The following is a 25,379-nucleotide window of genomic DNA, read 5'->3' as shown; positions in this document are numbered from 1 at the left end:
CCACGACGCTCTGCACAACGCGCCTACAATGTGGCGGTGAGGGACGGCGCGCCCGCATCGATCTCTTCAACCGCCATCGAATGGGCTGGTCCAGCGCGGGCGGGATTTGCTATTGGCCGCGCAACCGAGGCTGATTAGGGCGCGTTGGCCGGCATCGGTCAGTTCGCCGAGCGCCGTTTTGCCGCTCGTCGCGCATTTAATAATTTGTTCAGCGACACGTTTGCGGACGACATGATCCTCTCCATAGGGAACATTCTCGCAGACGCGGTCCAGAGCAAGATTCATAGTTGCGAGGGTGCGACGGTCAAATCTTTCCTCGGTCGTTTCGCTCCACCAACCGGATCCCGGCTGCTGATCTATTCCCTCACCTTGGCGCATGACGTCTACCTAGCGAACTGTTTATTTCCAATGCGTTCTCGGTCTGCTCAACCTTTCGCAACAGGAGATCTCGCTCGTTACCAGCCGGCATTGCGCGTGCCGACGCCCGCGCCTCGTCAGCAAATCTCTGCAGACGAACCTCAAGGGGTTCAACCATTCGATAGCGTTTTCTTTTTGCCTTCACGATGCGCGACCCAGCTTTCTAGCCAAGCATGCTAATGCACGTTCCGCGGCCCGTCGCTAACCTATGACAGTCTCGGGCCGGGGAACGTTTGGGACGACGCCCAGCGCACTAGGAGCGGGCCGCCAACCGCGGCCGGTGTCCGCTCGACTGTTCATGAGCAAAGCAGCGAATGCCGGTTACACCGGACGGAGAGGGGAAAGATTCGCGCGAATGGCGTCGAATATTCCTCTTGTCCTTGTCAGCTCGGCGCGAATTTCGTCTTTCAACCGTCCGCTCCGGGCGATTTGGCGTCGGCAATTTTCGAACGCCACGGTGTTTGCCTGCCTGGTTGTCATCGCCGCCGGCCGGAGCACTTCGGAGAACGGCACTTGCATCAGCAAGTTTTTCTTTTCATCGATGATTTCGAATGCATCCCTTGTCGGATCCTGTCGCTCATGGAGCTTTTCAAATGCGATGGCAAGTGCAGCTTCACAGGTGTCGAGATAGGCCGCCTCGAGCGAGGAAAACTCAATCCCGATATGGTCGACACAAATCTCGCTCGGTGAGGTGTGGTTGATAAAGAAACGGGGCATCAGTTCGCTCCTTCGTCGACAAACTTGAGTCCATCGAGGTATTCGGGGTCGAATTCCCCCATCGCGTAAAGCCCCTCTTTGTCCAAAATCGTCAACTGGCTGCGGGTAAGCTCAATCAGGCCCTGGCTCCGCAAGGTCTGCAGTGTCCGATTGATGTGCACTGACGATAAGCCGAGAGTGTCCGCAAGATCGCGCTGGGTGAGCGGAAACTCGCAGGTTGCGTGCGCGTCGCGTCCGCTGAGCTGCAATCGGTGCGACACTTCGCACAGGAAATGCGCCAGCCTGGTTTGAGCTGCGCGCTGTCCAAGCCAGACCATCCATTCCTGCTGAATTGCGGCCTGAGCGGCTGTCTCCAACCAGAGCGCACGCGCGATCGCCGGACTACTATCCATTAGCGAATTCAATTCGCGCAGTGGAATTGAAAGATAGATCGCCGTGGTGAGGGCGTAGACCGCTTTTCGGGATTGACGAAACACGATCTCGCCGGCATTCAGCGTATCTCCGTCCACGAACACCGAGACAATTTGCTGATTGCCGTCAGAGAAGGTGCGCACCGCTCTGGCCATGCCACTGCAAAGAATAAGGAGCGACGATAGTTCCGCGCCCTCTTCGATCAAGCATTCACCTTTTAGCGCGTGCCGCGGCGCAGAAGCCGCCCGAAAGAGAGCGTGCTGATCTGATATCGGCAACGTCATCCGAGAGGAAAGCTTTGTCATAAACGGCGTAAGGGGCATCAATCTACCTTGTGCTGTTGTCTTGCCACAGACGGAAGATGAACCAGCGACGCGGCCTTGGTCTGTGGGTTTGGAATGACCTTTCCTAAGAGTTTACCTGATTTCCAGTTCTTTGATTGCCAACGCTGAAATGTCCGTGGGGTCATGTACGCCAGTTTGCGCGATCTTGATGATCTTCTTGGCGACCATTTCCGTTAGTGGATCGTCGCGATCCTTGACGCAAAGGATACGTAGCGTGTGGTCGTAAGCCGCTGCGATACGATCGACCTCTATCGGATTCAACTGGCTGTTTTTCAATAGTCGATAGATGGCCATTACGATCGCCCTACTTCGGCGCCTGCAATCGGGGGGACGTCAACCACTCCGTCATGTGTGCCGCAGTCTCGTCGAACCGGGCCCGACGGAGCAGGTATTCTCTCTCGGGGCCTGGAGGAAGGTGCTTGGCCCGCGTACGCAATTCTCGGGCTTCGTTGGCAAGTCGCACCTCGAGTGAGTGCGCTTGTTTCACTCGTCTTCGTTATTTCACATTCTCATCCCGCTTCAAGGGCCGCCCAACAAAATCTACAACCGCCGTAGCTCTAGCGCGGTTCCGAAAATACCACTGAAACGTTCTGCAGTTAACGTATGTTAGTCGCGCACCGGATTGTTTCACATAAGTTATTGCCGCGACCAAATGATCAGGGACACGCCTTCGGAGATTTTTTGGTAGTCGATCTTCCCTGGCACGCCGAGGGACTCGCGGGTCGCGGCGGAGCCCGGGGCAGCGGGCCTATGACCGGTCCCCGATCGGCTGATATCTCTGACCGGTATGTCTGGGACGCTCACGCGCTACCTAGAAGACGAACGGGCCTCTAGACAAATCTCTGCGAGAAACGCGTTGAGACGCCGCGAGTTGCTGCAGAGGCCCACCGGACAACCACATCCGCTCGCCTAGTGTGTTTCCGGAATGGGTCAAAGAGAGACCTTTGCCTTGGATGGCTAAGTGGTCGCTTCTACCCCAAGATGGGACATGGAGAGCTGGAAAAGGCTTGACCTTTCAGTTCGGATTACAGAAGGGGATCGAAGCCGGATTAGTGCAAGGTCGCACGAATCAATTGGCAAAGTGCGCGAGCATTGGCTCGAATATTCCGCCGATAGCATAACGCGAGCCGCGTAAATCTCGGCAGCGCGGTCCGATGCGATTGGAAATGATATTTAGCCCAATTGGTCCTCAGGCTCATGAAGCAGAAATTGCTTTCGTTCTAAATGCGCGCGGAAGGCACTCGCATATCGCGGCACGTTCTGGCCCGATCAAGTTGACTACCCACTGCAGCGCTGATGGCGGGACCCGCATCCGGGCCGAACGGAGTGCGTTGAAGATCGCATCCGCGGCTCCGCCGTCACCCAGTGCCGTCAGCACGGCGCTATGAGCGAGCACATCCAAGGAATTTCCGACGACCAGGCGCGGATATCGTTCACCACACATTCGCGTGGCCTTCCGCTCGTCGATCAAGGCGATCGCCCCTTTCTCCACGCCATAAGCGATCGTTGCCGCTTCACCGTCGTCGAGAGTCGCTTCACCTCGTCCGATCACCAGATCTTCGAAATGGGACTCGGTGAGATCGTCAAGCTTCGCCACTGAGATAAGGCCTGACGCAACAAGTTCAGCGACCAACCGTCCATCGTTGCGACCGTTGCGCCGATCTTCGAGAAGCTCCCTCTGTACGACATCGGTGACAATGAAAAGATTTGGTATTGCCTTTAAAATGCGCGGCCCGCAAGCCGTGGCATTCAGATTGATCACGGTACTCGCATCGATGACAACCGGCGCCGTGGGGTCAATCAGGCATGAGAGCCCCATCGGCTTCGCTCCCTTCTATTTCCAGGCCATCGAACATCCGCCGCAGCTCGACACGGTCCAAATGGAGCATGCGGGCGAGTTGGCCTTCGCTCAGCAGCCCGCGGCGCCAAGCCTCGCCGGCGAGGAGCCCAAGCCGAAGCGTCGTCGGCCTGTCCGCATCCGTCTTGTGGACGTCGGGACTCGTCAGGTCTCCCAAAACTTGACTGGCCTGTTGATCGCTAATGCCTCCATTTGCTTGAAACCAATCCCACGTGCCGGACTTCGCCAGCTTGAGCTCTTCCAACCGCCTCACGATCGCTTCACGTGAGACGCCAAAGAAATGGGCGAGAATGATGACGTGCCGGCGGGTCAGTTTTTCCGATCCGACAGTCACCTCTTTGAATTTCTGCATGACCGCGCGGGCCGGGGTCATGAATGCCCTGCCGAACGTGTTGGCGTAACGCTCCTCGCGGGAGTTTTCAGTGATGCCCTCTTCCAGCACCTCCGGCTCCCGCCGCGTGGAAACCAGATGACCGAGCTCATGGGCTGCGGTCTGAGCGCGGCGATCGCGCGGATGATTGCCGTTGAGAAGGATGCAAGCACCGAGCGCTTCGTCGTACGCGAACACACCGGAAATTCCACCATCTATGCGTCGGATATAGACGCGCACACCAAGTTCAAGCTCCAGCAGCGTTACAATGTCGGAGATCGGGCTCAAGCCCAAGCCAAGCCGCTGCCGCAATTCAAATGCATCCAGTTCCGCCTGTGCCCGAACGTCACCGGGAAGAATCGGCCGCTCCGATGGATAGTTGCGCAGCCGTTGAACGCCGAGGAGCTGTTCCAGCTCGGCTTCGGCACGGGCCAGATCCTCCAATTGCTTCACAGCAAGTTCTATCGCGCCATCCTCCTGTTGGAACAACTTGCGGAATTTCGGAGTCAGATCCGCGTGAATCGCCTCTTGCCGCATCAGCTCGTTAATGGACATCCGGTAGAGATTCGCGAGCTTTCGCAGCTCGTCGATCCGGACGCGCCGCTGGCCTTGCTCGATTGCAACCAGGGTGGTCCGTGAAAGTCCGACAGATTCCGCCGCGTCCGCTTGCTTGAGCTTTACGCGGTCTCGCGCTTCGCGGAGGCGCTCGCCAACTTCCGTCGGCGGCATAGTTTCAAGCACACTGGTCATTGTCGGCCCACTGAGCAACGAATGACTGCGGTCCCAGAGAGGTCATATAACTCTTCCATTCTTTTTGGTGTTGGGAGAGCAGCCGGTCCAGCTTTGGACGGATGACCGCTTCCGATTCGTCGAGCGAGCGCGCGAGTTGAAAGGCCGCAAGATCGAGGGAGCGTTCGGCCGCGCGTGACCGCTTTAAATACGCGAGGTGATCGAGATGCAAGGTGCCTGCGATTGCATATTGCCTTTGCGCGCGGGTCCTTTTGTCGAACCCCTCGGCAACTCCCTCGTCAAAGGTTGGCGCAGAGAGATTTTCCCACACATACATATCTGCGGGTTCCGTTAGATTAGCCGCATAAACGCTTAGCCGACGCAGCATGCAGGCCGCGCAGATGCCGCATTGGCGTCGCTGATTATTGACGGACACATGCCGGTTATCCTGCCAACACGATCTCGTCTTCAACCATTCGGTATCCTTGCCGCTGCTCAGAGCCATGTATTCCTTAAGGGTTTCGCCTTTGGTGAACCACAGGCGCGGGAATACAAAGGCGATATCGGAGCCCAGAAGCGCTTTGAAGAACGCGGTCATGTGTTTCATGAATCGAGGATGGTTGCGGTAATCTTCATACGCCTGACCGACAGGCACGAGGGTAGGGCCGATAGCCCCCTGCCCGCTTTCCGGTACAATGACTTTTCCCGCTTTGGCAAAATAGGCAGCCGAACCACTCAGCACAGCAAATTTGAAGCCACGAGACCGGGCACTCGATTCGACGAAGCGGGAAGCGCCGGGTTTTACTTTGTACGGCAACGTCATGAAAGGTTGCCTACGGCCGGACGGATCTTTCGGTTGGTCTTTCTTCTTTGACCCAAGACGGACGCGGATCAACCGGCCGCCGTATTCCTCTGCCATCAGCGCGCCGACTGCGCGGGAGTCGAGCCCATCGCTGAACGGAATGACCGCTTCGGCCCCCATATCCAGATGGAAGAGCTGCTGTGCAGGTTCGTCTGCGGGGGTCTTCCGCTTTACGAAGGTGATTTTCCATTGATCGCCCGTCAGGAGCTCGAGTGCTTCATGCAAGGCTTCAGACACACTCTTCCGATTCCAGACGTGGGGATCATGCACCGGCAGGCGCAGTTCAAAGGCACGGCCCCACCCCAAGGCCGGGCGACGCTGTATCCGATCACAGAATTCAACGGATGCCGCCAATAGCATCAAGTCGAATACGGCGGGATCCCATTTCGAAAAAAAATAGGCTGCAAGATTATGCGTTTTGAAGATGAGATTGGTGTCGATCTCGCAAGAGATCCGACCTGCCCGGGCGCGTCCCCCGGCTTCGTGCACATCGACTTGGAGTCCGGGCAGTTTGTCCTCGCTCATGGCAGCCTCACGCCGTCTTCAAGACCCTGCTGCTTGACGGATGGGGGTTGCGTAGCAGCGTCCAGGCCCGACAAGCGACGGGCAAGACCCGCAATTGGAGCGCTCGCGACGGCATCCTCCATGCGATTCCTGACGCGGGTCGCCATCGCCTCGGGGCTCTGCTTGCGCAGGTAATGTTCTTCTACTTGCCGCGGCCCCCGTGCTGCGCGGTCCCGCAGCGCATTTTCGACGCCGTCGCAGACCGCGTCGATGCCGAGCTTTCCGTTCGCCACAGACTGTATGACGTGATCGACGATCAGACGCCGCATTGGGTAGCCGGCAGAAAGATCCCGCCGCGCAGCTTCCAGTTCGACTGACTTATCTTGTCCAAACATGTCGGCCTGCCGGGCATCGCCCAGGATTGAGCGGATCGAGCGGACGACCTCGCCGCAGCCTTCATCGCGCCACGTCTCTTCCAGGGCTGGGACAACACGTCCGGCAACTTCCTCCGGCTCGAATGCAGCCTTGTGCGCCCATTCCGCGAACTTCTTCCAGGCGCGCGTCATATTCAAACTTTTGTACGGACCATCACTCACTGCGATTCTCCATGTCAAAGTTATACCAATGAAAATCTGACAATGTCAAAGTAAGATTTGCGGCGAAGTCGCGAAAATCAACCTTTGCGCGTATTGATTTTATTTAACACTTATTAGTTGTATTCATGAGCAAGCAAATTGGCCGGACCCACACCGTCGTGCGGGCGCCTGACTTTTTGATCGCGAAGTTCGCATGTTTCGGGAAGGCTGGATGTCTGGTGTCGAACGCCATCCGGAACTGCCCCCTTTGCGTCATGAAGAACTGCCCCCACCTCGGGTTCATGATGTCGGTTGAAGGTTGGCTCCGCCGCTGACGGGATGGAGGGAGCCGGAGCCGACCGGAGGGCCGTCAGCGGCGGGCGGCTTGATGAGGCCGCTCTTTCGCTTGGCGCGGAGCCGGTAGCTGTCGCCGCGGATGGTCAGCACGTGGCTGTGGTGCAGGAGCCGGTCGAGGATCGCGGTGGCGACCACCGGATCGGCGAACACGGTGCCCCATTCGGCAACGGTGCGTGACCACCGCAAGCCTTTTCGCTAATTCAAGCCTCGGCTCGCCGGTCTTGTGTGTAGGAGCTAGAAGGTCAGGGCGCCCTTTGGGGCGCCCTGTTGGATGTTGCAAACTGCCGTCTAGTCTAGGCGACGGGCGGAAGCGGCGGCATGATCCAGTTCATGCTCAGACGCCAGAGCCTCAGCGGCCTCGGCAGCCCCGGCGTGTAGACGACGATGATCGCGGCCCGGGTCGCGATCACCTGTTCGCAGAACGGGAACAGGCTGTCCGCGATCCCGATGCGGTCGGCGGCGTTCTCCACCATCGTCAACCAGGTGTTACGCGTCGAGAGACAGGCGCCGACCGAACGCGCCATATCACGGCCTTCGACGATGCGACGAGCATCATCAACGGTCAAGATATGCCAGCCCTCGGCCTCGATGGCCTCGATGATCGCGGTCGCCGGAGGAAAGGGCGATTCACCGTCGCCCGGGATCAGGGTCGCACCAAGGTCCAGGAACCGGATCGGGCGCGCCGCACGGTCGGTCATCAGTTCAGCCCCGTCCGCCTGACTGACGCGAACCAGTGGCACGTCGTCAGTCGAGCAGGTCCTGTATTCGGCCAGTTCGATACCGGGAAAGCCCATGAAATCTGCGTTGACCAGATAGCAATGCGGATAACGCTGAAGCATGGCGCGGGCCACGGCGGTGGAGGAGCGGTGGCGCCAGGCTTGCCGCACGTTGCGGATGGCCTGGGCCCACGGCGTTTCCTGGATAGAGGCGGCGATCTCGGCAAGGCGCGCCTGCACGATTGTCCGGATCAAGTTGTAAATTCGCCGCATGCTCATCGGCTGGTCTCCTTCTGCTTTCACGGCAGCGGGTGCTGTCGTGCGAGCAGGGTGGCCGATTAGCGAGTGCCATGTTGCAGACCAATTGAATATCGAGGCTGCCCCTATCGCGGATGCAGGCTCATCACCACAGCAAGGGGCGGAACTGTCGCACGGAAAGATTCTCGCCTTTAGTCATCTGCGGAAAATTCTCGTAGTCCACGGAAAGATTGATGCCTTCTTGACCTTTTCCGACCTTGAACCGCGCATCGATACGTGCGGCCGGGTGGCCAGGTTTGGCTCTGCTCGGTGTGATGACGATATTGTAATAGAGCGGAGCCACTTGAACAGGACTGCGCGTTGCAATGGCCTGCTGGGCAGTGCCACGGAGGCTCTCTTCGCCCACGAGCAGGCCAGCCAGATAACGGATCTCTTCATAGATCTTTTCGAGGTCCGAAATATCGGACTCGCTTACAGCATGACAAGGGCTCGATGAAAGACAGCAGTCCAGGGTCACGGCAATCTCGGGCGGCAGCTCTTCATAGTCACCGCGCGCGTAGCATCCGAACCAGGCAGCGAGATCGAACAGATCGGTCAACGACTCGAATTCGGTATACAGCGCGGCCGAGTTGATGCTTCCATAGAGCGCCAAGAGAAAGCAGCCCCAGAGGTTCAAATCGAACTCCTTCCCGAATGCCATCCGCGCCTTCGTACCAGAACTTACGGGCTTGCCCTCCGCCACCTGATGCCGGGCGACTTCCCGTGCAATACGGCGCATGGTGATTGCCCGCAAATGTCCGCGCCGCAATACACTGATGATGTGAAGCTCGCGCTCTGCTACCGCGTCGTAGCTGAAGGGTCCATAAATCTGCTCATAGCAGAGGATTTCAGCGTGAGCTTGAGATTGGATCGCGGTGGGAGTCAGGCCGAACCATTCTTTGACATCGGTTCGTCCCTCGGTCTCGAAATGATCTGTAGTAACGTCCCGCGCGCGATTGTCTCGCACTTCAGGGGCCTTATAGAGCCTGCTGACTTCCCTGAAGATCGTCTCTACTTCCGCCAGTGCCGGATCTTTCAGGCGGTCTCGAAATCTTCTGTCTAAGCGCGTGTGAGGGTTCCTGTCGCGCTGTGATCGAAATTGAGCCATCTGAAGCACCCGGCTTGCTCGCACGCAATGACCGTACAGCGCCGTCCTCAGGGTGCCTACGATCGTTCCTTGATCCGGATTGCCCCTTCTACCTTCGTCGTCGTGAGCTGGAATGATGGCGATCCAATCTCCCTGCGCGAATCCGACCTGCTGAGCGTCGTCAAGCTGAACGCCGCGGGTACGTAACTGAAACTCCGTTACCGCCCGATAGTCTCTCGTGCGCCACTGAGCGAGGACACCATCGTCGATAGGAGGCGGCGGAAAGCCAAACTTCGCGTTGTAGTAAATGATGGGGATCGGCTTGAGGCTGAAGGGATCGCGGATGTCATGAATTGCAACGTTTGGGCGCGGTTCGCGCATCGTCGCCAAGTGGTCTTCTTCCAGGTAAACGCGCGCGCTGTGACGATTCCCAAAAACGTCCGGCCTTCCAAATAGCATAAAGCTTCCTCTTCCATTTGAGCCGTTGCTGATACACGGATGGCTATTTAGGGTCAGCGAAACGCATTCCGGAGTTTTGAGTAAAATCCGATCTGTTGCCACATCGTCAGGTGACCAGGCGCGGCTTTCGCCGGCCGCTTGAGCGCTTCTTCTTCAATTGGTCTGCAACATGAGACGATAGGCGCGACTACGGACGGGCTTCCTGCGATGGAGGCTTACGTGGTTGCAACGATCGCCGCTGGGACAACGGCTCGATATTACAGCAAGCAGTCAGAATATTATCTCGGCGGCGGCGAGCCTGCAGGTCGTTGGATCTCGTCGACGAACGATTTCGGCGTCAGGCATGGCACTGAGGTCGACAATGCGCTCTTCGAGCGGCTCCACGCGTCGCTTGATGCGGATGGACAACCCCTTCTGTCCAATAGCGGCGACACGACAAAACGCGTCGGCGGCATCGACCTGACGCTGTCGGCGCCGAAATCGGTTTCCGTCGCGTTCGCGCTCGCCGATGCCGAGACGCGTGGCGCCATCGAGAAAGCTCAGCACGAAGCCTGTGAGGCAACGATCGCGTTTCTGGAAAGAAATGCGGCGTTCTGCCGTCGCGGCAAGGATGGCCACCGTCTCGAACGTGCCACGCTCACGGTCGCCTCGTTCCAGCATGGGGAAGCGCGTCCGGTTGAGCACGATGATGGCAAGGTCTACGCTGACCCCAACTTGCACACGCACGCAGTTTTATTAAACTTTTCACTGCGCCAGGATGGCACCGTGGGCGCGCTCGATGCGCGCCACCTGTTCGCTCACAAGATGGCCGCCGGTGCGGTCTACCACCTCGCACTCTCTTCAAACTTGAAGAAGCTTGGATTCGAAATCGGTGAGGTCGGTCGGAACGGCCTGTTCGATCTCGTCGTCCCGCAGATTGGTGACAATCAATCCGCGGTCCTCGCCAAGAGCTTTGCGGCTTTGCAGCACCACTTCTCGGGGCGCCGCAAGGAAATCGAACAGGCCATCGCTGCTGAAGGATTGTCGACGTCGGAAGCACCGGCGCTGGCGGCGGCGATTGCCCTTGGGACGCGCTCGACGAAGCAGGAGGCGCGCACGACCGATCGTTTCGAATTGTGGGCCGAGGAAGCGGCTCCGTTCCTGGACGTGGATCGGCTCGTGACAAATCTGCGCACCTCACGGACCTGGGATCCGGCTAAGCAAGAGAAGCTGATCGCCGCGCGCGTGGCTGCAGTGCCCGCCGAGCTGACTGAACATGAAAGCGTCTTTGAACGGCGCCAACTGTACGCAGCCGTCGCGACGGCGTTGGTGGGGACAGGTGCCGACGCGATGCGGGTCGAACAGGAAGTGGACCACCTGCTGGAAACAGGCCGCGTCGTCGAGCTTGGGCGGGACTCCCTGCAACAGCCGGTCTATTCGACGCCTGAGCAGATCGCGATCGAGCGCGAATTGGTCTCCGTGGCGGAGCGCCTTGCGCGGGAGCACCGCGCGGCCCCTGACCCGGAGCACGTGCTGCAGCTTTGTCGCGAACGAGGGCTGTCCGCAGAGCAGACCCATGCCGCACAAATGGCAACGAGCTCAGCCGCCATCGCGGTAATCGAGGGCGCCGCCGGGTCAGGAAAGTCCACGACCTTGGCAACGATCGTGGCGGCCTATTCCCAAGGTAATGCTGCCGGATTTGCATCAAATCTTGCTGGCCCCGCGTGGCGGATCATCGGCACAAGTCAATCGTGGAAGGTCGCCAAGGAATTGCAGAAGCTGGGCATCGAGGCGATGGCCACCGACGCCTGGCTCGCCCGCACCAAGGAGCCGTTCCTCGACGCCAACACCGTGCTCGTCGTGGACGAGGCCGGGCTTCTGTCCTCGCGCCAAATGTTGGCAATCGTCGAGAGGGCCGCAGAGGCGAGTGCAAAAATCGTCGCCGTCGGCGATCGGGAGCAGTTGCCCGCGTTGGGGGCAGGCCCGGGTCTGTCCATCCTCGCCAGCGTCACGGGTACGACCCGCGTCGACACCATTGTACGACAGCGCGAAGCCTGGATGCGTACCGCGGTAACGGATTTCGCCAAGGGCCGCGCCAAGCAGGGCTTCGCCGCGTTCGAGGAGCGCGGCCTCCTGAAATTTGCGGCCGGCGAGAAGGCGACTGTTACGCGCGTAGTGGACGCCTGGGAGAACGCCCAGCGCGCGCCGTCGAGCCCCACAGTCTTGTTGATCGCCAAGACCAACGCCCAGGTGCGCGCCCTCAATAATGAGGTTCGTGTCCGACTGAAACGCGACGGGCGCATTACGGGTGAGGATGTCGAGGTGGCCACCGTGACGCCCTCGGGCCACGGCCAGGCGCTCGCCTTCGCAACCGGCGATCACATCCGATTCCTGGTCCGGCATGACCGCCTCGCCGTCATCAACGGCACCACGGCCACTGTCATCCGCATCAATGGCGGCGAGACGCAGGATCCAACCCTCCACGTCGAGATTGCCGGACGTCAGGCGAGTTTTCGAGTGTCGGAGCTTGCCGACGAGCACGGTCGAGCACGTCTTGGTCACGCCTACAGCACGACCATCTATGGATCCCAAGGCCTGACCACGGATCAGGCCTTCGTCTGGGCCGGCCCGTCGATGACACGAAACGAAGCGTATGTCGCATTCTCACGTGCGCGGGATCACCTCGAAATTTTTGCCGACCTCCGCGAAATCGATGCACAAGTCCGCCTCGATTTGCCGCTGTCAGAGCGGCTCCAGGCCACGATCACGCCGGAGCGGCGGCTCGAGTGGTTCGCAGGCCGGTTGTCGCGGCTGCAGGTCAAGACTTGCACGCTCGACCCGATGCTCGACCATGCTGTGCGTGTCAATGATCGCGGGCGCGAGCGCGAGCCGGCGGCGTACGAGCGCGGCTGAACGTGTTCCAACGCGACTGCTATGCGAGCGTCCGCCGTAGCGAGCGCCAGAAGCGAGAGCTCGCAACGGTTATGGCCCTTTCTCGGACATGGAATGATGTCCGGCTCAAGTACGTTGCCGCGCCCTTGCTGAAGCCCAACGCTTAAGTATTGGCGCGTCATGTCGAGGGGGCGAAAGGCTTCCATACGTTCTATCTGGAATCCGACTCTTGCAACGACCGGTGACCCGGGGCGTCGCCTAGGACAGCACCGATCTTGTTCAATTGGTCTGCAACCTGATCCGCTAAACGTCACTACAGACAGCCTCCATTGATGGAGGCTTTCGTGGTTGCGACGATCGCAGCGGAAACAACGGCGAGCAGGCTCACTAGGTGGCCCGGGTATCATCTGGGCTGCAGTGAGCCTGCAAGCTATTGGGCCTCATCCCAGCGTAGCTTCGGCGGACGACGACCGGTCCGTTCTCCCATCTGGCTGGCCTGGCTCCAATTTAAGGCTTGCATCCTTGATCGCAAGCTCAGCCCTGCTGCGCGGGTCGCGGGGGCCAACCGTGGCTAAATCCCGCATCACCAAAATCCGGTTGCGACCGCGAGAGACTGCCCAGACCACGCTGCCGGCACCCCCGGCGACCGGCACGAGGCCGACCATGGCAGCGCAGGTTCGTGGTCCTTCCGGCCGCTTGCGGCCATCCGACCCCGAGTTCTGGACCGTGATCAACGAGATCGCGGATCCGACACCGATCGCGCCCGCCGAGCTCGACGCCATCGAGCGCTATTTCTCGGCGGTGCTCGATGACGTCTTCGCATCCCGCAAGACGTCTCCTTAGACCAACCTAAAAGGACCACTGACTATGCCCGACCACAATCCCCCCATGGACCCCAACACCATCCTCACCATGCCAGCTGAGATGTTTGCCGAGTTCGCCATCGAGTCCGCGCTCTGGTTGGTGCGGGAATCGATGGATGCGATCGCCAACAAGACCGACTTCGATCCGGATCCGGAAAAATGCTTCAGGGTGATGGGCCGGTTGCCTGCTATCCGCGAACTGCGCGACCTGACGGAAGAGCAGCGTCACGACATGTTCGTGGAGGGCTTCCGTCACATCCCGAACGGAGCGCACGAGGCGTTCGAGCTCCTGTTGGCCGAGCACAAGCCGCTGTTGTGGGATGCCTTCCGGCAGCGCTGGAATGTCGTCGCCAACGAGGTTTCGCTTGGCTGATCTTAACCGTGCAGGGGAGCAAGGACGAAGTATCTCTTCCCCTGATTCCCCTGCATGGGTAGACTCGTTTCAGTATCGCGTAAGGAAGCTCGTCATGGCCCGTAAGCACCTTCAGGTCTCAGAAGCGCCCGACAGTACCGCTAACCCGCGGCCGCGCAGTGTCCTGATTTACATTCGCGTCTCGACTGAAAAGCAGAGCAGCAACCAGCTCAGCCTCAACTCACAGGAAAAAAATTTGATCGCGCGTTGCAAGCGCGACGGCGACCATATCGCAGGCATTTTTCGCGAAGAGGGCGAAACCGCCACCAACATGAAGCGCCCGGCATTCGAGCAGATGATCGCGCGCGCGACCGACGGCACGCGCAGCGTCGACGCCATCATGGTGTACTCGTTCTCCCGGGCGTTCCGAAACCAAGTCGAGCAAGAGCTCACGGTTCAAACCCTGCGCAAGCACAAGGTCGAACTGATTTCGCACGCCGAGCCCTTGGCGAACGATGATACGGGCGACATGTTCAGAAAGTTCATCGGTATCGTGAACGAATACCAGTCCAAGGAGACAAGTCGTTCCACGATGAGAACGATGAAGGCCAATGCGCAGCTTGGCTACTCCAACGGTGGCATCATTCCCTTCGGCTACAAATCTATCGACGCAGAGGTGATAGGCAACAAGCAGAAGAAGAAGCTCGCCGTCGAGCCGGTCGAAGCGGAGATCGTGATCCGCGCCTTTGATCTGGCAAAGAACGGTGATGGCAATAGCGGCCCGCTCGGAACGAAGAAGATCGCTGAGTGGCTGAACGCGCATGGCTATCGCTCGCGCAATGGCTCGCTGTTCGGGACCGGCACCGTCCACGAAATGCTCACACGCCGCGCCTACACTGGCGTGCGAAACTTCAACGAATTTGATCGGAAGGGCGACGGCGAGCGCAAGGCGCAGTCCGAGATCGTCGAATATGAGATTCCGGTCATCGTCGACCAGGTGACCTTCGAGGCGGTTCAGGCACTGCTCGTTTCACGCCGGCCGAGGTCACGTGGGCCGCGGCTCGCCTCGGCGCCGTCCTTGCTGGGCGGTCTCGTCCGGTGCGACTGCGCCAAATCCTGTGCCTTGACCACCGCCACCGGCACCTCTCGAACCGGCGTCGTCTACAACTACTACAAATGCATCCAGTCCATCAAAAGGGGGCAGCATAAGCACAACGATGGCACCTCCTGCAGCAACCGCAAGATTCCCCGTCCCGTCATTGAGAAGCTCGTGGTCGAAGCTCTACTGGATCGACTTCTGCGGCCCGAACGGGTCACCGCCATCCTGACCACCCTGAAGGCCCGCCGCGATGACCGCCGGGCCACCGCCGACCGCCGACTGGTCGATCTCGCCCGTCAGGTCACCGATACTGAAGAACGCCTCTCCCGTCTCTATGCCTCGATCGAGGCGGGGACCATCGACGGCACCGACCCGACGCTGAAGGAACGGGTGGCCGCCTTGAAAACGACCCGGGACCGGGCTGTAGAGGCCCTCGATTACGCCAAGAGGTCCAGCGCGGCGCCGATCGAGATCGACCCTGTCGCCATCGACCGCTTCACCCGCTTGATGCGGGAACAGCTCGTGTCAGGCGATGTGGGCGCCCGGAAGGCCTACCTCAGCGCTATCGTGGATGCGATCGTTGTCAGCGACAGCACCATCCGCATCATCGGCTCAAATGACAATATCAGAGCCACGCTCGGCCCGAACGGCCAACCGCGAACTCTGGTTCGTAAATCTGTTCAGGAATGGTGCCCCTGGCCGGAATCGAACCAGCACTCCTTGCGGAACTCGATTTTGAGTCGAGCGCGTCTACCAATTCCGCCACAGGGGCCCCCATTCGGCCCCTGGAAAGGGGCCTAGCGAAGCCGGCGGACTATAGCCATGGACAGGGCAGGGTCAACCCGCGCCAAAGTGATCCCGGTCGTTCTCGACAGCCGCCGGGGGTGGGGCTACAGCCTAAGGAAAGCGACTACTGGAAGAGGCTGCCGTGACGACCCCGAGTGCCGCAATACCTGCGTTCAGGCCGGCTGCGACCGGTCCCGCGCTGGCCGCCTCGGTGCTCGTCACGCTGATTGCGGCCGCGACCATCGCCGGCGCCTGGTTCTTCCAGCTCGTGCTGGAGATCCTGCCCTGTCCGCTGTGCCTGGAGCAGCGCTACGCCTATTATCTCGCGATCCCGGTCGGTGTGCTCACGGCGCTCGCGGCACGAAGCGGCGCGCCGCGGCCGCTGCTGCTCGCGGGTCTTGCGATCCTTGCGCTGGCAGCGCTCGCCAATGCGGGCCTTGGCACCTACCACTCCGGCGTCGAATGGGGTTTTTGGAAGGGACCGACCGACTGCTCCGGCCCCGTCGTCAACCTCGGCAATGCCGCCGACCTGCTGTCCAAGCTCGATACCGTGAAGGTGGTGCGCTGCGACGAGGTGCAGTGGCGCTTCCTCGGTCTCTCGCTCGCCGGATACAACGTGCTGATCTCCCTGTTGATGGCCGCGATCGCTGCGTGGGGATTTGCGGCGACGGCGAAGCGTTCGTAGCTGCCGTAGGGTGGGCAAAGCGTAGCGTACCCACCATCTGTACCGACATTGCGGAGGCATGGTGGGCACAGCGCTAACGCGCCTTTGCCCACCCTACGGGAGCTGTGTCCCGTCAATCATCCACATCGTCCTGCGTGCGGCCGAACAGGTGCACGATGCCCGGGGTCGCGATCGTCACGAACACGAAGCGCGACAAATGATGGGCGCCGACGAAGATCGGGTCGATGTGCAGCGTGAGCGCGAGGGCCAGCATCGCATCCATCGCGCCCGGCGCGAAGGCGACGACGACATCCGATAATTTCACTTGCGTGGTGAGCGCGATGATGCCGACGAAGATGGCCGAGACGGCGATGGCCACGGCAAACGAGCCCAGCGCCGCATGGATGTGGCCGGCGAGCGTCTTGATCCGCATCCGCGCGAAACGGCTGCCGATCAGCGCGCCGATGCCGATCAGCGCCACCCCGCGTACCCAGTTCGGCAGGCCGCCCTCGACCCAGCCTGCGCCATGCAGCACGCTGGAAGCGATCATCGCGCCGAACATCCAGCTCGCCGGAAACTTGATCAGCCGCAGCAGCAGCGCCGCAGCCAGCGAGGCCGCGCCCAGCGCCACGAGGTCGAGCGGCGAGGCGATCATCGTCGTCAGCGACGGCGCGACGGAGGGCGCCACGCCCGCGAACGCGAGCACCATCGGCAGCGCCGCGGTGAGGATGATGACGCGCATGGTCTGCACCACCGCGATGCCGGGCAGGTCGGCGCCGCGCTCGACCGCCAGGATCGTAATCTGCGACAGTGCGCCGGGGCTGCCGGCGAGGAAGGCCGAGGTGCGGTCCCAGCCATGGATGCGCTGGAGATAGTAGCTCGAGCCGAAGGTCGAGCAGAAGGTGGCGAGCGCAAGAAGGCCGATGGTGAGGGGATAGGCGCTGACCTGTTGAAGCAGGTGGCGCGAGACGACCGAGCCCAGTGAAATGCCGAGCAGCACCAGCACGGTCTGGGTCAGGATCGGCGGCAGCGCCAGCTGGCGGCCGGCGATCGCGGCGATCCCGACCGCGATCATCGAGCCCGAGATCAGTCCCCCGGGAAGTCCGGCGACCAGAAACACGAGGCCTCCGACGGTGCCGATGACGAGCGTCTCCACCGTGCTCAAGATCTTGGCACGGCTTGGCCATTCGAACGGCAGGGAGGCGGTGATTTGCTTCACGCCACCTTATCGCAAATCGGCGAGAGGCGCACAATTGCAGGCTCGTCATGCCGCAATGCGCGCGCCTCTCACGGATGCTCGCAAACCGTAGTGTGACGGATTTACTTCTTGTCGGCTGCGGGGGCGGCGGTGCCGGCCTTCGCTTCCTTCATGCACTCACGGCGAAATTTTTTGCGCTCCTTGCCCTTCAGTGCCTTGGCGTCCGCCTGCTTGGAGCATTCGAGCGACTCGGCCGAACGCTCCTTCGGCGCCTTCTTGTCGGCGGGGGCGGCGGCGGTTGTGGTCTTGGCGTCGGTCTTGGCAGCCGGCGCGGCCGTCTGCGCGAAGGCGGTGCCGGTGGCGAGCAGGGAGGCGAGGGCAACGACGGCGAGGCGAGACGTGAAGGTCATGGTGGTGCACTCTTCTTGCGAGAATTGCGGAGGGTTGAGAACGTCGGCTCGCCTTGCTGAACGCGACATGAATAATCTGAACCGGGCGGATCACTATATTTTGGCGGCAGGAGCCATCGCTTCCTTGTCGCGAGCGGGCGGCACGCTAGGATAGCAATCCTCGTTTCACTTCCGTCGGGGAAGACCAAGGAGGAGGACCCAAGGATGACCATTCAATCAAAATTGCTGTGTGCGGTTGCGTTGACGGGCTTTGCCGCGCTGGTGGCGAGTGCGCCGGCGCAGGCGCTGACCTCGCAGGAGTGCAGCGCCAAGTACCAGGCCGCCAAGAAGGACGGCTCGCTCGGCACCACGAAGTGGAATGACTTCCGCAAGGCCCAGTGCGGTGCGGACGCGACGCCGGCCGCTGCGCCGACTGCGGCGGCTCCGGCTGCGCCCGCCGAGCCGAAGCAGGCGAAGAAGGAGGCGGCCCCCGCTGCGGCACCGACCCTGCCGGCCGGACCCGCGATCTATCCGAATGCGGTCGACCCGAAATACGCCAAGGAGACCGCCGGCAAGGCGCGCCTCCACACCTGCGTCGACCAGTACAACGCCAACAAGACCACCAACGGCAATGGCGGCATGAAGTGGATCGAGAAGGGCGGCGGCTATTACAGCGAGTGCAACAAGAAGCTGAAGGGCGCCGCCTGAGCTTCGACATGATGCGATGGCCGGAGCCAGGCTCCGGCCATTTCGCTAGCCGAGCAGCTTCTCGGCCGACTTCGCCACGAGCTGCGAGCGTTTGCGCGGACCGCGCTCGACGAACAGCAAACTCTGGCCGAAGATGAAGCAGTAGAACAGGAAGGCCTGCGCCTCGGCCGCCTCGGCCTCGAGGCCGGTCGCGCGATAGAGTTCGGCGACGTGCTTGAGCCGCGCCGCGTCCACGCTCGCGACTGCCGCCGCGGCGTGTTCGTCCGAGCGGGCCCACTGCCGGATCGCGAGCTCGATCGCCATGCCCTCCGGATTGAGCCGCTCGGAATAGAGCTGGATCACCGCCTTCAGCCGCTCGCGAGGCTCCTGCCCGTCGAGGCTCGTCTGCTGCGCGATCGACGCGGAACGTCCCTCACGCCAGCGTTCCAGCATGGTATCGAGCAGCGCGGCACGGTCGGCGAAGCGGCGGTAGAAGCCGCCCTTGGTGACGCCGAGGTTCTTTGCGAGCACCTCGACCCGCACGCCCTCGATCCCCGAGCGGGCGAGCTCCGCAAACCCTGCCTCGACCCAGACATCGCCCTTGCCGTCGCTCATGAAAAAAGCCTCACCGGTTCTTGATACGGTACCGTATTGCTAACGCGAGCAGGTGCTGATACGCTACCGTATCAATGACCGGAAGGCGGAAAAACGGCAGGAGGAATTGCGATGCAGGAGGCGACCTATCGCGGCACGGTCTATCCGTGGCAGTGCGATCACGTCGGCCACATGAACATCATGTGGTATGTCGGCAAATTCGACGAGGCCAACTGGAACCTGTTCGCCCGCCTCGGGCTGACGCCGAGCTATCTGCGCTCGTCCGGCCGCGGCATGGCCGCCGTGCAGCAGAACATCACCTACAAGCGGGAGCTGCTCGCCGGCGACATCATCGAGGTCCGCAGCCATTTGCTCGAGGTCCGCGACAAGTCGATCCGCTTCCGGCACGACATGACGAATGCCGAGAGCGGCGAGATCGCGGCGTTCTGCGAGATCACCGGCGTGCACATGGACCGCGGCCAGCGCAAATCGGCGCCGTTCACCGATGCGATCCGCGCGGTTGCTCTGAAGCACCTTGCCGAGCCGGCCGAGGCCTGAGCCATGGCCGCTTTCGAGCCGAAAAATCCGGGCTATCGTGCCGCGGCCATTGCCATGTTCGACGGCCAGCCGGCGATGCGCACGCTCGGCATCGTGATCGTCCGCCTGGCGCCGGGCGAGGTTGAATTGGCAATGCTGCATTCGGCTGCCTTCACGCAGCAGAACGGTTTTGTCCATGCCGGCATCATCACCGCAGGCCTCGACAATGCCTGCGGCGTCGCCGCCTTCACCCTGATGCCGCGTGAAGCCGACATCCTGACCGTCGAGTTCAAGACCACGCTGCTCGCGCCCGCCCGCGGCGCGCGCTTCGTCTTCAAGGCCGAGGTGGTCAAGCCCGGCCGCACGCTCACTTTCTGCGAGGCCAGGGCCTTTGCCGAGCACGAGGGCAACACCACGCTGATCGCCACCATGACCGGGACGCTGATGGCGATGCTGCCCCGCGCTGCGGCTTCGCAAACGCCGGCCGCGATCCGCGCCCAGGCGATGACATCGCGTGCGCAAGGCTCTATATGACGCGTAACAATTCCCGGTCCCGAACCGTATCTGCGGCGATGGGACCGAAACGGGACGAGATATGGCTGGATTCAGGAACAAGGGCCTCGTGGCGACGCGGCGTGCGGCGCTGACGCTGATCGGGGCGGGTGCCCTTGCGGCGGGCAGGATCACTTCGGCGCGCGCGGCCGCCAGCGATGACGAGGTGCTGACCGAAGCCAAGGTGCTGCGCGACCCCGATGTTCCCGTCGCCGGTAATCCCGACGGCAACATCAGCATTATCGAATGGTCAGACTACAATTGTCCCTATTGCCGCAAGCTCGAGCCGGAGCTGCGCCAGGTCGTCCAGGACGATGGCAAGGTAAGGCTGGTGATGAAGGACTGGCCGATCCTCGGGCCGGTCTCGGTCACCGCGGCGCGGATCGCGCTCGCGGCAAAATTCCAGGACAAATACCATCAGGCGCATGACGCCATGATGGGAGTCAGCTCGCGCCTGACGGAGCCGCGCATCAACGAGCTGCTCGCGGCCGCCGGCGTCGACATGGACCGCCTGAAGCGCGATCTCACCGACCGCGCCAAGGACATCGACGCCGTCCTCAAGCGCAACAACGAGCAGGCCGAAGCCTTCGGCTTCCGCGGTACCCCCTCCTTCATCGTCGGCAAATACCGCGTGCCGGGCGTGCTCAGCATGACCGAGTTCGAGCAGGTCATCGCCGATGCCCGCAAGGCCAAGATGAACTGACGCGAGCCGCGTCGATCGCCGTCAACACAAAGGCGCCGCCGCGAACCCGCGACGGCGCCTTGTTCATGATACGGCGTCGTTACTTCGACGAGATGCGGACCCAGTCCTTGTGCGCGCGATCGCGCAGCGCGTCCCAATCGGCCTTGGCGACATCCCAGTTCACGATAGTGCGATTGGTCGTCGCGACCTCGCCATTGGCGACCGACGACGTCTGCATGGAGTCATAGACGTACACACCGCAACCGAGCAGCAGCGCGCCCAAAATCATTCCGAAAAAAGTCTGCATCTGCGAACCTCCGGTGACGGGCGATAACGTCGGCCCGGAGTGATGGTTCCGCGGCAGTACGGCGCAGGTAAGGACGCCCCGTTCATCCGCCGTTCAGCCACTCCAACAGCTCCGCGTTGATCTCACGCGGATAGGTGTGGCTGAGGTCGTCGATCTCGCGATAGATGACGTCGGCGCCGGCGGCGGAGAGGGCCGCCTGCGTCTGGCGCGCGGTCTGCACTGGAAACATCCAGTCGAGCTTGCCGTGGGTGATGAAGATCGGCAGTCCTTGCAGGCGCGCGGCGTCCGCCATCTCCGCCATAAGCGGATGGAAGGTCGCCGACACCGGCGCGAGATGCGTGAAGGGCGAGGCGCCGTCGAGCCCGGTGACGTAGCAGAAGGTGCCGCCGTCACTCATGCCTGTCAGCAGCAGGCGCGAGGCGTCGATGGTCCAGCGGCTGCGCACCGTGTCGAGAATGCGCATGAGGTTCGGCGTGTCGCTATCGTCGCCCATCAGAGCCCATGTCGGGCCGGTCGCGGTCGGCGCCACCAGGATCGCGCCAAGGCTGCGGGCGTCGCGGAGCCAGCTCCAGAGAAAGCCGCGGCCGTTGCCGCTGCCGCCATGCAGCGCCATCACCAGCGGCATGGCGCGCTCCGGCGAATAATATTCCGGCACATAGACCGAGAAGCCGCCGCGGCTGCCGGGCTCATTGTGGTCGTGGAAGATGCCGGTGTGTTCGCCCGCGCCGGCTTCCAGCCGCGCCAGCAGATCGTCATTCTCGCGATTGGCGGCGTTGAGGAAGAAGCAGCTTACCGGCGGAAACTGGGTCGACAGCGAATACAGCGCCTCCTGTGCGCGAGGCAGATGGCGCAGCGCGCGGAAGACCGCGACGAGATCGCCATTGCCGCGCTCGACCTCGCGTATGCCGGCAAAGGCAGCGAGCGTCTCGTTGCAGGCGCGGTCGAGCCGCTCGCGCAGCCCGGTGAACTGCTCGGGCCAGGTGCCGATCGCAGCGTGCGTCGCTTGCAGCGCCTCGTCTGGCGTGCCGATCGCATTCATCACCGAGGCAAAGGCCGGCGGATGCAGATGCCGGGTGAAGAAGCCGAGTGCTTCCAGCGCATTGAGCAGCGGCGGCAGCACGGTCACGATGTCGTCAACGACGGCCTCGCTCATCGCCGCTTTCCTTGCCTGATGTCATGTCGATCTTGTCAGTGCAGCTTCGGCGCCTTCAACAGCTTGAAGCGGTCGGTCGACGTCACCGTGACGTCGAAGGTGACGCCTTCATGATGCACGGTGAGCGGCACGTCGACGCCGGCGGCGCCGAGCGCCCACATTTTCTTGTAGAATGCGGTCTGGCTCGTGATCTTCTCGCCGTCGACCGCGAGGATGACGTCGCCGGTCTTGAGTTCGGCGAGCGCGGCCGGGCCGTTGGCGGAGATCCCGATCACCACCACCCGGTTGTCGATCTCTGTCGAGTAGAGCCCGAGCCAGGGCCGCCCCGGCTTGTTGACGCGGCCGAACTTGCGCAGATCGTCCAGGACCGGTTTCAGCAGGTCGATCGGCACGATCATGTTGACATGCTCGGCCTTGCCGTCGCGTTCGCGCTCGAGCTGGAGCGAGCCGATGCCGATCAGCTCGCCGCGCTCGTTGAGCAGCGCCGTGCCGCCCCAGTTCGGGTGTGCGGGATAGGTGAAGATGGCCTCGTCCAGCAGATATTCCCAGTAGCCGGCGAATTCCTGCTTGGCCACGATCTGGCTTGCGACCGAGCGCGTGCGTCCGCCGGCGCCGCCGACCACGACGCGGTCGCCGATCCGGGTTTCGGCCGAGGTGCCGAACGGCAAGGGTTCGACGTCGAGCTTGCCGAGCGCCTGCACCAGCCCGAAGCCGGTGGTGGCATCGAAGCCGAGCACATGCCCTTCCACCACGCGCCCGTCTCCGAGGTGCAGCCACACGGACTCTGCTTCGGTGATGAGATAGCCGATGGTCAGCACCAGCCCGTTGTCGATCACGACGCCGTTGCCGGCGCGTTCGGTGCCCAGCGTTTCGGCGCTGAAGGCGTCGGGCGGAATGATGGCGTGCAGGCCGACGACGGACGCGAGCGCGCGGTCGAGATCGAAGCCGTAATCGCTCGCGCGCGGTTGATTGGCCGGCGGCACTCTCCATTCGGTCAGGGCGGGCATGGAGTTCTCCTGGCTGAGAGCATTGCTCCGCCTTGCTAGCGGAACGACGCGCGAAGCACGCATAATTTAGGCCGGAGGAGGCCGTCTTGAAAGCCTCGCTCCCCAATTATTCCGGAGAACGCCGCGTGAAATCTTCGACAGGCACAGGAACGCCTGCACAAGCGGCAACCGGCCGCGCGATCCGGCACCGGCCGCATGGCTGCTGTCCCGCGAGGTGCTAGGCGGGGTGCAATGAAGCTGCTAACCATTGCCGCTTCGTTTGACCAAGAGATCACGGACCGAAGCATGGATAACCGCAGCGACATCTGGCGTGGCGTCGACACGATCAAGGCGCGTTTCATCGACCTCAGCGACAGGGTCTGGGGCATGCCGGAGGTGTGCTACACCGAGGCGCGGTCCGCCGCCGAGCATCTCGCCGAGCTGCGCCACCAGGGTTTCCGTATCACCGAGAACGTCGCGGGCATCCCGACCGCGCTGATGGGCGAGTGGGGCGAGGGCGGTCCGGTCATTGCGTTCATGGGGGAATATGACGCGCTGCCGGGCCTCAGCCAGGAGGCGGGCGTCGCGGAACACCGCCCGGTCGAGAGCGGCGGCCACGGCCATGGTTGCGGCCACAATCTGCTCGGTTCCGCGGCGCTGCTCGCCGCGACCGCGGTGAAGGACTGGCTCGCCGAGAACAAGGTGCCGGGCCGCGTGCGCTATTATGGCTGCCCGGCCGAAGAGGGCGGCGCGGCAAAAGCCTTCATGGTGCGCTCGGGCGCGTTTGAAGACGCCGACATCGCCATCACCTGGCATCCGCACAGCTTCTGGGAAGTGGCCGTGACGCCGTCGCTCGCCAACACCCGCGCCGACTTCATCTTCACCGGCCGCACCTCGCATGCGGCGGCCTCGCCCCATCTCGGCCGCTCCGCGCTCGACGCGGTCGAGCTGATGAATGTCGGCGTGAACTACATGCGCGAGCACATGCCGAGCGACGCGCGCGTGCATTACGCCCTGCTCGACACCGGTGGCATCGCTCCCAACGTGGTGCAGGCGCATGCGCGCGTGCGCTATTCGATCCGCGCCCGCGATCTGCCCGGAATGAACGAGCTGGTCGGACGCGTCAGCAAGATCGCAGAAGGCGCGGCGTTGATGACCGAGACCAAGGTCGAGATGAAGATCATCTCGGCGGTCTCCAACATCCTGCCGAATACGCCGCTGGAGCAAGCGCTTCACCGGGTGATGGAAGAGCTGGGGCCGCCGCATTTCGACGACGCCGACAAGGGTTTTGCCGGCCAGATCCGCGCGACGCTCAGCGACAAGGACATCGCGTCGGTCTATTACGCGATCGGCATGGAGCCGACCGATCGGCCGCTGGCCGACTTCCTGGTGCCGCTCGATGCCAAGCGAAACCCGCTGGTCGGCTCGACCGACGTCGGCGACGTGAGCTGGGTGGTGCCGACCGTGCAGGTCCATGCACCGACGGTTGCAATCGGCACGCCGTTCCACACCTGGCAGGTGGTGGCGCAGGGCAAGAGCGGACATGCCCACAAGGCGATGGTGCAGGCGGCCAAGGCGATGGCCGGTATCGGCATCAAGGCTTTGACGGATGTCGAGCTGATAAAGGCCGCGAAGGCGGACCTTCAGAAGCGGACGGCCAAGACGCCTTACGTATGTCCGCTGCCGGACCACGTCGCGCCGCCGCTGAACATGTCCGTGGCGTAGAATTTGGCCTTGATACTTCGTCTGATCCGGCGAACAAATTTTCCGCAGTGCAACGTGAAATCCAGCGCGTTTTGATGCTGGATTGCCGTGCTGATGGGCTGCGAACGTTGCTTTTGCCCAACAGACAGTCAGAACACCGTTTGCATACACACGGTCGGAGTTGACGCGCGGCCCATTCGGTGTGCCATCTACCGCCAGCAAAACCCGGTGGCCGCCTTGCGGCTGCCTGCA

General features: G+C 62.0%; 25 protein-coding genes, 1 tRNA gene and 2 pseudogenes. 10 read left to right on the top strand and 18 right to left on the bottom strand.

Going from position 1 to position 25,379, the window contains the following annotated elements; genetic code table 11:
* Positions 1–66 precede the first annotated feature (66 nt).
* From JQ627_RS13290 to JQ627_RS13240, 11 genes and pseudogenes are all read right to left on the bottom strand, one after another.
* Positions 67–378, bottom strand: coding sequence for a hypothetical protein (locus JQ627_RS13290; protein ID WP_309248130.1), 312 nt, complete (start codon positions 376–378; stop codon positions 67–69).
* A 360-nt stretch (positions 379–738) separates the two neighbouring features.
* Positions 739–1,134, bottom strand: coding sequence for a DUF6894 family protein (locus JQ627_RS13285; protein ID WP_038959699.1), 396 nt, complete (start codon positions 1,132–1,134; stop codon positions 739–741).
* The gene (locus JQ627_RS13280; RefSeq protein WP_283817098.1) at positions 1,134–1,829 is read right to left on the bottom strand and encodes a Crp/Fnr family transcriptional regulator; all 696 of its coding nucleotides are present in this window, start codon (positions 1,827–1,829) and stop codon (positions 1,134–1,136) included. Before JQ627_RS13280 ends, JQ627_RS13285 begins: the two co-directional genes overlap by 1 nt.
* A gap of 132 nt (positions 1,830–1,961) precedes the next feature.
* A complete protein-coding gene (locus tag JQ627_RS13275; protein ID WP_212484644.1) occupies positions 1,962–2,183 on the bottom strand; it encodes a hypothetical protein in 222 nt (73 codons plus the stop codon).
* A 901-nt stretch (positions 2,184–3,084) separates the two neighbouring features.
* On the bottom strand, positions 3,085–3,651 hold the full coding sequence (locus tag JQ627_RS13270) for a hypothetical protein (protein ID WP_212484643.1): 567 nt from the start codon (positions 3,649–3,651) through the stop codon (positions 3,085–3,087).
* Between the two features lie 34 nt (positions 3,652–3,685).
* Complete coding sequence (locus tag JQ627_RS13265) at positions 3,686–4,867, bottom strand: XRE family transcriptional regulator (protein WP_212484642.1); 1,182 nt, start codon at positions 4,865–4,867, stop codon at positions 3,686–3,688.
* Positions 4,851–6,233 carry a 7-cyano-7-deazaguanine synthase gene (locus JQ627_RS13260; RefSeq protein ID WP_212484641.1) on the bottom strand — a complete coding sequence of 461 codons (1,383 nt, stop codon included), beginning with the start codon at positions 6,231–6,233 and terminating at the stop codon, positions 4,851–4,853. The genes JQ627_RS13265 and JQ627_RS13260 overlap by 17 nt, the downstream gene beginning before the upstream one ends.
* Complete coding sequence (locus tag JQ627_RS13255) at positions 6,230–6,808, bottom strand: hypothetical protein (RefSeq protein ID WP_212484640.1); 579 nt, start codon at positions 6,806–6,808, stop codon at positions 6,230–6,232. The genes JQ627_RS13260 and JQ627_RS13255 overlap by 4 nt, the downstream gene beginning before the upstream one ends.
* A gap of 279 nt (positions 6,809–7,087) precedes the next feature.
* A pseudogene (locus JQ627_RS13250) lies at positions 7,088–7,321 on the bottom strand (ATP-binding protein); the annotation flags it as partial.
* A gap of 116 nt (positions 7,322–7,437) precedes the next feature.
* Positions 7,438–8,139: a hypothetical protein gene (locus JQ627_RS13245; RefSeq protein WP_212484639.1), complete on the bottom strand. Its 702-nt coding sequence runs from the start codon at positions 8,137–8,139 to the stop codon at positions 7,438–7,440.
* 124 nt (positions 8,140–8,263) lie between these two features.
* Entirely contained in the window at positions 8,264–9,634 is a 1,371-nt protein-coding gene (locus JQ627_RS13240; protein WP_212484638.1) for a hypothetical protein, read from the bottom strand.
* Positions 9,635–9,922: 288 nt separating this feature from the next.
* Between JQ627_RS13240 and mobF the strand changes: the two genes are divergently transcribed.
* The 4 genes and pseudogenes from mobF to JQ627_RS39775 all read left to right on the top strand — a co-directional run.
* Positions 9,923–12,595 carry a MobF family relaxase gene (gene mobF, locus JQ627_RS13235; RefSeq protein ID WP_212484637.1) on the top strand — a complete coding sequence of 891 codons (2,673 nt, stop codon included), beginning with the start codon at positions 9,923–9,925 and terminating at the stop codon, positions 12,593–12,595.
* 642 nt (positions 12,596–13,237) lie between these two features.
* Entirely contained in the window at positions 13,238–13,417 is a 180-nt protein-coding gene (locus JQ627_RS13230) for a hypothetical protein (protein ID WP_212484636.1), read from the top strand.
* Positions 13,418–13,441: 24 nt separating this feature from the next.
* Entirely contained in the window at positions 13,442–13,810 is a 369-nt protein-coding gene (locus tag JQ627_RS13225) for a hypothetical protein (protein ID WP_212484635.1), read from the top strand.
* Positions 13,758–15,062: pseudogene (locus tag JQ627_RS39775) on the top strand (recombinase family protein); the annotation flags it as partial. The gene JQ627_RS13225 and the pseudogene JQ627_RS39775, both read left to right, overlap by 53 nt.
* A 513-nt stretch (positions 15,063–15,575) precedes the next feature.
* On the opposite strand, the gene JQ627_RS13210 reads toward JQ627_RS39775, so the two are convergent.
* Positions 15,576–15,660 (bottom strand) — tRNA-Leu (locus tag JQ627_RS13210).
* Between the two features lie 156 nt (positions 15,661–15,816).
* Here JQ627_RS13210 and JQ627_RS13205 point away from each other — a divergent pair.
* Positions 15,817–16,359: a disulfide bond formation protein B gene (locus JQ627_RS13205; protein ID WP_212484634.1), complete on the top strand. Its 543-nt coding sequence runs from the start codon at positions 15,817–15,819 to the stop codon at positions 16,357–16,359.
* A gap of 112 nt (positions 16,360–16,471) precedes the next feature.
* On the opposite strand, the gene JQ627_RS13200 is transcribed toward JQ627_RS13205, so the two are convergent.
* Both JQ627_RS13200 and JQ627_RS13195 read right to left on the bottom strand, forming a co-directional pair.
* Positions 16,472–17,557: an AbrB family transcriptional regulator gene (locus JQ627_RS13200; protein ID WP_212484633.1), complete on the bottom strand. Its 1,086-nt coding sequence runs from the start codon at positions 17,555–17,557 to the stop codon at positions 16,472–16,474.
* Positions 17,558–17,658: 101 nt separating this feature from the next.
* Positions 17,659–17,946 carry a PsiF family protein gene (locus tag JQ627_RS13195; RefSeq protein ID WP_212484632.1) on the bottom strand — a complete coding sequence of 96 codons (288 nt, stop codon included), beginning with the start codon at positions 17,944–17,946 and terminating at the stop codon, positions 17,659–17,661.
* Positions 17,947–18,150: 204 nt separating this feature from the next.
* On the opposite strand from JQ627_RS13195, the gene JQ627_RS13190 reads away from it, so the two are divergent.
* Positions 18,151–18,633 carry a hypothetical protein gene (locus JQ627_RS13190; RefSeq protein WP_038942687.1) on the top strand — a complete coding sequence of 161 codons (483 nt, stop codon included), beginning with the start codon at positions 18,151–18,153 and terminating at the stop codon, positions 18,631–18,633.
* Positions 18,634–18,678: 45 nt separating this feature from the next.
* On the opposite strand, the gene JQ627_RS13185 is transcribed toward JQ627_RS13190, so the two are convergent.
* Positions 18,679–19,227, bottom strand: coding sequence for a TetR/AcrR family transcriptional regulator (locus JQ627_RS13185; RefSeq protein WP_212484631.1), 549 nt, complete (start codon positions 19,225–19,227; stop codon positions 18,679–18,681).
* A 111-nt stretch (positions 19,228–19,338) separates the two neighbouring features.
* Between JQ627_RS13185 and JQ627_RS13180 the strand changes: the two genes are divergently transcribed.
* The 3 genes from JQ627_RS13180 to JQ627_RS13170 all read left to right on the top strand — a co-directional run bounded on the left by JQ627_RS13180 (position 19,339) and on the right by JQ627_RS13170 (position 20,998).
* Positions 19,339–19,764, top strand: coding sequence for a thioesterase family protein (locus JQ627_RS13180; RefSeq protein WP_212484630.1), 426 nt, complete (start codon positions 19,339–19,341; stop codon positions 19,762–19,764).
* Positions 19,765–19,767: 3 nt separating this feature from the next.
* Positions 19,768–20,277: a PaaI family thioesterase gene (locus tag JQ627_RS13175; RefSeq protein ID WP_212484629.1), complete on the top strand. Its 510-nt coding sequence runs from the start codon at positions 19,768–19,770 to the stop codon at positions 20,275–20,277.
* 61 nt (positions 20,278–20,338) lie between these two features.
* Complete coding sequence (locus JQ627_RS13170) at positions 20,339–20,998, top strand: DsbA family protein (RefSeq protein ID WP_212484628.1); 660 nt, start codon at positions 20,339–20,341, stop codon at positions 20,996–20,998.
* A 79-nt stretch (positions 20,999–21,077) separates the two neighbouring features.
* Here the strand turns inward: JQ627_RS13170 and JQ627_RS13165 are convergent, their stop codons facing one another.
* The 3 genes from JQ627_RS13165 to JQ627_RS13155 form a co-directional block, all read right to left on the bottom strand.
* A complete protein-coding gene (locus JQ627_RS13165) occupies positions 21,078–21,284 on the bottom strand; it encodes a hypothetical protein (RefSeq protein WP_028159206.1) in 207 nt (68 codons plus the stop codon).
* An 82-nt stretch (positions 21,285–21,366) separates the two neighbouring features.
* Positions 21,367–22,437, bottom strand: a complete 1,071-nt coding sequence (locus JQ627_RS13160; protein ID WP_212484627.1) for a phospholipase — start codon at positions 22,435–22,437, stop codon at positions 21,367–21,369.
* Between the two features lie 35 nt (positions 22,438–22,472).
* Positions 22,473–23,444, bottom strand: coding sequence for a S1C family serine protease (locus tag JQ627_RS13155; protein ID WP_212484626.1), 972 nt, complete (start codon positions 23,442–23,444; stop codon positions 22,473–22,475).
* A 285-nt stretch (positions 23,445–23,729) separates the two neighbouring features.
* Here JQ627_RS13155 and JQ627_RS13150 point away from each other — a divergent pair, with 285 nt between their 5' ends.
* On the top strand, positions 23,730–25,148 hold the full coding sequence (locus tag JQ627_RS13150) for a M20 family metallopeptidase (protein WP_212484625.1): 1,419 nt from the start codon (positions 23,730–23,732) through the stop codon (positions 25,146–25,148).
* Positions 25,149–25,379 lie beyond the last annotated feature (231 nt).

It is taken from the genome of Bradyrhizobium liaoningense (genome assembly GCF_018130785.1).
Taxonomy (GTDB): Bacteria; Pseudomonadota; Alphaproteobacteria; order Rhizobiales; family Xanthobacteraceae; genus Bradyrhizobium; species Bradyrhizobium liaoningense_A.
The sequence above is the reverse complement of the archived record's forward strand: the minus strand, read 5'-3'. Positions and strand labels throughout refer to the sequence as shown.